Annotated in this window: 6 protein-coding genes and 1 pseudogene; 4 read left to right on the forward strand and 3 right to left on the reverse strand. The window is 68.0% G+C overall.

The window, feature by feature from the left end; translation table 11 throughout:
• The 3 genes and pseudogenes from AB8Z36_RS24795 to AB8Z36_RS24805 all read left to right on the forward strand — a co-directional run.
• A pseudogene (locus AB8Z36_RS24795) lies at positions 1-473 on the forward strand (hypothetical protein); the annotation flags it as partial.
• 332 nt (positions 474-805) lie between these two features.
• Complete coding sequence (locus AB8Z36_RS24800) at positions 806-1,366, forward strand: hypothetical protein (protein ID WP_369215583.1); 561 nt, start codon at positions 806-808, stop codon at positions 1,364-1,366.
• A 24-nt stretch (positions 1,367-1,390) separates the two neighbouring features.
• Positions 1,391-1,891: a hypothetical protein gene (locus AB8Z36_RS24805; protein WP_369215584.1), complete on the forward strand. Its 501-nt coding sequence runs from the start codon at positions 1,391-1,393 to the stop codon at positions 1,889-1,891.
• Positions 1,892-2,779: 888 nt separating this feature from the next.
• Here AB8Z36_RS24805 and AB8Z36_RS24810 read toward each other — a convergent pair.
• The 3 genes from AB8Z36_RS24810 to AB8Z36_RS24820 form a co-directional block, all read right to left on the reverse strand.
• A complete protein-coding gene (locus AB8Z36_RS24810; RefSeq protein WP_369215585.1) occupies positions 2,780-2,929 on the reverse strand; it encodes a hypothetical protein in 150 nt (49 codons plus the stop codon).
• Positions 2,930-3,108: 179 nt separating this feature from the next.
• Positions 3,109-3,246: a hypothetical protein gene (locus AB8Z36_RS24815; RefSeq protein ID WP_369215586.1), complete on the reverse strand. Its 138-nt coding sequence runs from the start codon at positions 3,244-3,246 to the stop codon at positions 3,109-3,111.
• 465 nt (positions 3,247-3,711) lie between these two features.
• Positions 3,712-4,119, reverse strand: coding sequence for a hypothetical protein (locus AB8Z36_RS24820; RefSeq protein WP_369215587.1), 408 nt, complete (start codon positions 4,117-4,119; stop codon positions 3,712-3,714).
• Positions 4,120-4,916: 797 nt separating this feature from the next.
• Here AB8Z36_RS24820 and AB8Z36_RS24825 point away from each other — a divergent pair.
• On the forward strand, positions 4,917-5,543 hold the full coding sequence (locus tag AB8Z36_RS24825; protein ID WP_369215588.1) for a hypothetical protein: 627 nt from the start codon (positions 4,917-4,919) through the stop codon (positions 5,541-5,543).
• The last annotated feature ends 481 nt before the right edge of the window (positions 5,544-6,024 follow it).

Consider the following 6,024-nt stretch of genomic DNA (forward strand, 5'->3'; position numbering starts at 1 on the left):
AGTGGGAGGTCCCCCGCGGCCCGCTTCAGTACGAGCGCGCCGTCCTCGCCGGGGCGGTGGACCGGGAGAAGCCGCGCAACACCACCGCCGTGCGGGGCCGTACGTACGATCGTACGTACGACGTCATCGCCCACCGGCAGGCGGCGATTTCCGGGCATCTGCTCGCACCCCAGCCGACCGACCCCGAGCAGGGAGACCCCGAGCACGGCGACCGGGAGCACGAGGCCGGGCCCGGGGAGGCGATCGACTTGCAGGCGCTGCGGGTCCTGCGGGAGTCCCGCACGGATGTGGAGGCCCTCGATCTCACGGCCGAGCGGCTGCGCCACCTCCAGGAGGCGTTCACGGTGGCGGTCGACCGAGCCCGGGCCGTTCCGCGGGCGGCAGGCTGGCCATTGAGTGGCTCGACGCCGCGCGCCCGTTGCCGTGGCGTGCACCGGCGCTGCACGGCATTCGTTCTCCTTGGCTACGCCTGATGTCAAGACAGAAGTGAGGCGGTTCGCTGGAGCGCTTGTTCCGAGGGGGAGTGGATCAGGTCAAGGTGTACTCAGCCAAGCCGCCCCGCTTGCCGAGGTTCTCGTTGTTTCCAAGGTACCTAAGTAACGCAACCGCGCTTTCTGCGGCCCGGATTGCGCCAACGCCTGTCAATCTGCGGGAACTTGCGTTGTGCATGTGGGTTCTGCCACAGCTCGTAGCCGCGGACCGTGATCAGCTTGATCTTGACCGCAGGGCAGTCTGCGCGACTCGGTGCGCACCAAGGCCGGGTCGCGAGCTGTGCCTGGAATGACCGATTAGAGGAGTACGGGGCATGCAGAACAACGTTCGCCGACGCAGATGTGGCGTGGCCATCGCCGCTGTCACGGCTGTGGCGATCGTGGGGACGGGACTGTCGGGTTCGGCGGTGGCCGCCGATCGCGGGAACACGCACACCGCGCAGACCGCGTTATCGGCCTCCCTTCAAGAGGGGATCGATCTGTCGAAGGTGAGTGACGCGGAGGGGGAAGCGGCGATCCAGCGCGCGGTCGACGTCATCAGCTCCATACCCGAACCCTTGATCAACAGGGTCGAAGGCGGCGACCAGGACGCGCTGCGTGAGGTCGTCGAGTTCCTGGACCCCAGCGCCCAGGCCGAACCGCTGACAGAGCGCGGATGGTTCGGGTGCGCGACCGGAGTGGCCAAGTTCGCCGCAGAGAACGGCATCGGCATCGCCAAGGCCTGGAAGCTCATCAGGAACGGCAAGAAGGTCGTCAAGGCCATCTGGGCCTACGTTAAGCACGGTAAGCGTCCTGGCAGCGGCATCGATGATGAGATCGTGGAACTCATCGTCAACTCCACGGGCCTGCCCGCCCTCGCGGAAGCGTGCCTGTAACGGCAGGCTGGAAAGGCGGCTGCGATGAACCGTGAGCCGAACCCGACAGGGCAGGACACGGAGGAGGACGACCCAGGCGCCCTCGCCGGCGGGGTCATCTACACCGTCACGTTCCTGCTGGTCGCCTACATCCCCGCCACATTCACCGGAGAGCTCTTCGGCAACCGCGGACTACCCCTTTCGCCCTGGCTGTTCGCCCCGCTCGTGAGCCTCGCGCTGGCCGTGATGATGCTCCTCGAGCCACACCTGCAGAGCCGCATATGGTGGTCTCGGGTACAGAACGTGTGGGGCGCTCTGCTCCTGGGGCTGAGCGTCGTGGTGCCGATTCTCCTGGCCGTGGTACGCCCGATGCCCGTGTGGACATGGCTGCCGCTGGCGGTACCCACGGTGCTGTCGTTCCTGCCGATCGCCTTGGCCCTCTGGTGCGTCAAGAGGTGGCACCGGCACCTACGCAAGCGGCAGCGTCCCGAGCTCGGGCCGTTCACGCCCGTGCCCCGCGTCAGCGACCACGACCCACAGGACTGACAGGGACGCACATGCAAGCCTTATGAGGAAGGGGCACACCGGGCAGCACCTTTTCCTCGTCGGGCGGGACTGAGCCTGCTGCTGGGCAGGACCGAGCCTGCCCTGTTTCTACGGCCGAGCTTGCTCGGCCGTAGAGTCCGCCGTACATCCTGAACGACTCGGCACACCGCCAGAAGCACCCCTGCGACACTGAGGCTTGAGGCTTAAGGTCGGCCACGCGGCGGCCGCCGCTGTTCATCGGCCGAACAGCGGTACCTGCGCCACGTCGATGTCGGTGCGGTTGCTATGAGGGCGGACCGGGTGCGGCCATCGCCCCGTGGCGTCGCGGGCGACGTCGACGGCGCTTCCATGACCACGTCCGGCTGGACGAGATGGACGTCGAGGGTGCGCTTCGTGCCCCATCCGGCGCCTTCTCTGTCAAGTGCTACGTGTTGAAGAGCAAGGGAGATGCCGCCGCTCCATGAGCCTGGCTGGGAGAACGCCGGACACAAGGCCGTCCCTCGAGCCACCAGACCGGGCGGCGGAACTGTTGCCGTTTGACCGAAGGCGGCGGCGGTGCGAGGCCTGGTCACCAATGAGCGTTCTCCCCGACGCCAGTGGCTCGATTCGGCCCTGTGCCAGGGTGCATCTGGTCGGGTTGCCATCGGCTGGGGCGTGAGACGAAGTGCGTGGATATCTCGGCCCGATTCAGGGACGGGGCCGAGGTGTTGGTGGCCGGTCATATGGCAACAGGCGGGCAGGTCGAGCGGTGCGGCTCGGTCGGTGGCGATGACGTGGACGATGATGCCCGGCTGGCGCCGTCGATCTCCTTGCGCAGGCGCAGCAGGAGGGCGACGCAGAGTAGGCCGGTGCCGTCGACGGTGATGTCTGGCGAAGGGATGTCCGAAGTCATCGGCGGTAGGCGGTGGCGGCGACGGCGGGCAGGAGGGCGAGGGAGAGGGCGGGGGAGCTGGTGGCGGCGACCATGATGCCGGAGCCCATGCCGCCGGAGGCCATGTCGCCGGTGGCGCCGACGAGAATGGGTTGGCATCCCGTCATCACCCGGGCGAGTTCCACCGACCGATCTACCAAAGCCTCGAACCGCTCGCCCATCCCACTGGCTTCACAGATCAGGACAGCATGCACAGCTAGTCCGTGACGAGGGGATCCAACGGAACGCACCGGAATTGCTCGTCGCCCTCGTGGAACGCATTCGACGATGAACGCCGTGCCACCGGTCAGGTCAACACGGGGGCGGCGCGGCGCGCCGTCGCTCCCTCGTCCCGACGCAACAGCTCCACGCGCCGCTGCTCCAGCTCCACCGCCCTGTTCCCGTTGACCACCGCCGTGAACTCGTCGAAGGCGATGCTCGACAACGGAGGCCCACGGGCCTGGGCTTGATTCCGTGGCGGCGCAGACGCTCGGGTCACGGGCGGCCCCCCGGCCGTCCGTACCGCAGTCGCACCTGTCCCGTTGATCACCATGGGGACCACTGTTCCGGGTCCGCGGCGCGCGGGGATCGGGCCCGGGGGCGAGCCGTCTCCCCATGCGGCGGAGGCCCCGCGGGCAGGATCAGCGATGCGGGTGGGCCTGGACACCGGCACGTGCCGTCATCACGGCCGCCGGTCGGCACCACCATGGTGCGGGTGTTCGTCTTCCACGACGGTACGAGGGAGGAGCGGATCACCGCGGGCCCCGGTTACTTTCTGCTCGTTCCGCCCTTCGTCCCGCACCGCCAGGAGAACCCGACCCGGACGAACCCGTGGTCGTCGTGGCCAAGGCCGCCCCCGAAGCGCAAGGGCGGCGGCCTTGGGAGATGCGGCGGCGCGCGCCTTCCCGGATCAGGGCTTGACGCCCCCGGACTTCTCCCAGGGACCCCAGACCTTGGTGAGGCTCGGTCGGATCCGCTGCCAGTTCGAGCCGTCGCGACGCTCCACGAACACGCGTGTGTAGAAGTCGCCGCCCTGGTAGCCGCTCTCGATGTATACCTGGCTGCGGGCCACCCCGCCGAGGGACTGCCACTTGCTCCATTTGCCGTTGACGCCCGCGCGCGTGAACACGGCGTAGTTGGTGCCGATGATGAACTGTTCCCTCCAGCCGTCCGGCAACTGGTGCTCGCTCACGCCGTACTCGCAGATGTACCGTCCGCCGCCCTCGGCCTTGCACTCGCTCGCCTGGGCCGGCGCGGTGGCCACCGCGAGTCCCGCCACGGCGGCCGCCGCGACAATCGCGGCCTTGATCCTCATCATCCTGAGCACTCTGTTCCCTCGCCTACGCTGATGACCTGGACGACGCCGGGTACGGCGTCGGGTGAGCGGGATGCGGCGGCCGGAACCGTGCCGGATGGCCGACTGCCCCCGCCCTGGCATGAAACAGCCCTCCGCTGACGTTCCGCTTGCACTCCGCTCACGTCCCGCTGACGTCCGCTACGACACCCTGACCACCGGGCTTTCCCCGCGTGCCAGGCGACCAAGCGCTCACCCGCCCAGTTATGGGCGGGACTGCGCACTACTCTCCTCGGATCATCGAGAAGGGTGAGGAGCGCCGACGCCACATCGTGCGGGCCGGACTCGGCGCAGTCTCGACCTGTGGTCCGCCCGGGGTAGGCATGAGGGAGGAACCAGGCTGTCTACCTGAGTGAGGATGACGACAAGTACAGCGTGGCGGTGTACCCGCGCCGCTGACGCGGTCTGCGCTTGAGCGATTGCCGGGAAACAAGTCGTGGCTTCCAGCGCTATGGGCGTTGGCGCTGCGAGACTGGGGCCCGCATGGGTGCGGAGGCGATTGCCTCCGCACCAGCATTGCCCGCTCCGTCGTGAACGTCCCCGCTTGAGGCCCGCAACCTCCCGTGGCAGAGCCGTTTTTGCGGCCCCCACTTCGTCCGGACCGCGTGATGACCCCTGCGGCGGGCGAAGTCGGGGCCGCGATGACGCGGCCGGTCCATTGCAGCGCAAGCACGCTGAGTCTGGTTCGGATCAGCTGGGGCCGATACTTTGGCGGGTGCGTACCCGCACCTAGCGGTATCGCCGCAGGGGAAGACGAAGCCATGTCAGAAACGGTCGTCGGGTTACTTGGAGCGCTGGGGGGATCCATCGTCACCGCGGCCGCCGCCTACTGGGGACCCGTGCACGTGGCCTCGGCGGCGCGAAGAGCGGCCAAAGAGGCGGAGGGCCGGGCGCGGAGGGAAGCCGAGCCGACACGAATCATCATCATGCGCACGACGACCCGTGCATGGCGAGACTTATTGGCGCGATCCATTCAGGACCTGGAACTAGGACTCCTGGTGGACATTGCCGCCTTCGACGCGGCACTGACCACAGCCAGGGACAGCGCGCAGTCCGCCTTGGACCATGCACTGCACGACGGGGTCTGGATCCAGCAAAGCGGCTACGGCTACCCCTCCGCCACCTCCCCCTCTGCGGCTTTCGGCCCTGATCAACTCCGGGTGCTCAAGGCGCTGCGTCATGTGACAGAGATGACCCGGGAGTCAGTAATCCGGCGGGAGCCGATCGAAGCCGAACGGATCATGGCGCTCGAACGGGCGCTGCACGCGGCTGACGGAGCCCGGGGGGAGCTCTCCGCGGCGCTGCTGAACCGGCTGGAGCAGGTGATGGGCGTCACTGTCATTGCAGGACAGGCCTCGGCTCCTTTCCTGCCAGAGTCATCCGCGTAAGGCCGGTCCCTCCGTAGTGCTCGTACGCGTCCAGCCACTTGGGCCGCCACCTTGGGCGGCCGCATTCGCGCTCCGTCTCGGCGAGCACCAGCACCATTCTGTTCCCCCCCGCGCGGGTGGGGTAGAAGGCGGTGAGGACGTCGCGGTACCAGGTGGCGGTTTCGTCCATATGCGCGGTGAAGCCGTAGGTCATGACGACAGCATCGCGCCGGGCCGGGGTGCTCACCGGTCCTACGACCCCAATGGCATGCTGCCTGCGCCCGTAGTCAATGCGTCCAGACGTCGGGCCCGCCCCCGCGCCACCCGATCAGCGAGGAGCGCACCACGTCAAGCCTGTCGAAGTCCATGAGGCCAGCCTCCTGCAGGTACTTCGCGACGTCGCCCACGGGGTGCGAGCGGCCAAGTACCGTGCCGTCGACAGGGACGCGATGACAATCTTCCTTTGCCGGGCGGGCAGATCACCATGGGCATGCTCGAAGCC

Source organism: Streptomyces flavofungini (assembly GCF_041028215.1).
Lineage (GTDB): Bacteria > Actinomycetota > Actinomycetes > Streptomycetales > Streptomycetaceae > Streptomyces > Streptomyces flavofungini_B.

Excerpts from the sequence above, each read along its gene's own strand:
- AB8Z36_RS24800 (WP_369215583.1), top strand. The coding sequence starts at position 806 with ATGCAGAACAACGTTCGCCGACGCAGATGTGGCGTGGCCATCGCCGCT.
- AB8Z36_RS24805 (WP_369215584.1), top strand. The coding sequence starts at position 1,391 with ATGAACCGTGAGCCGAACCCGACAGGGCAGGACACGGAGGAGGACGAC.
- AB8Z36_RS24810 (WP_369215585.1), bottom strand. The coding sequence starts at position 2,929 with ATGACGGGATGCCAACCCATTCTCGTCGGCGCCACCGGCGACATGGCC.
- AB8Z36_RS24820 (WP_369215587.1), bottom strand. The coding sequence starts at position 4,119 with ATGATGAGGATCAAGGCCGCGATTGTCGCGGCGGCCGCCGTGGCGGGA.
- AB8Z36_RS24825 (WP_369215588.1), top strand. The coding sequence starts at position 4,917 with ATGTCAGAAACGGTCGTCGGGTTACTTGGAGCGCTGGGGGGATCCATC.